This window comes from Kingella denitrificans ATCC 33394, assembly GCF_000190695.1.
GTDB lineage: Bacteria > Pseudomonadota > Gammaproteobacteria > Burkholderiales > Neisseriaceae > Kingella_A > Kingella_A denitrificans.
Window position 1 is genome coordinate 1 of record NZ_GL870939.1, and the last position, 508, is coordinate 508.

A 508-nucleotide genomic window follows, 5' to 3' on the forward strand; every position below is an offset into this window, starting at 1 on the left:
GTCTATCAGGCTTTGGGCGGAACCGATGCTGCTGTCCCGCCAAAACGGGTAGAACGGCAATTCGGCGATGTGGTGCTCCATGACGACCGGACAATCGCCCTGTTCTGCCGGCCGCATCACCGGAACGCCGAAACAGGCGGTTTCAGGCAAGGCATGTGCAGGCTGCATGAAGGCGTTTTGTAGGATAACGGCCGCTTCTGCAGGGTCAATACCCAAAATGTCTATGGCAGGCTGCAAGGTTGCAGGCAGGTCGCAAAAGCAGCCTGCACCTTCCGGCAGGAAGTACACCGAGTTGTGCGTATGGACCAGCGGTGCCGCCCATCGGGTAACGGGCGAGGTGCGGATTCGGCTGCCTGCGGCAAAGTGCCTCGAACCATCTTGGGCGACCGTGCCGTACACCACGGCATACTCGGATTCACCGGGCGTGTGGTAGCGCGTGAAGGTCCAGTCGGTGAGCTTGCAGGGGGAGAGAGTGCAATCGTGGGGATGTTCGGATGGGATGGGGTTG

At 60.6% G+C, this 508-nt stretch carries 1 pseudogene; it reads right to left on the reverse strand.

Annotated features, from left to right (window positions below):
• A pseudogene (locus tag HMPREF9098_RS11090) lies at positions 1 to 501 on the reverse strand (hypothetical protein); the annotation flags it as partial.
• Between the last annotated feature and the right edge of the window lie 7 nt (positions 502 to 508).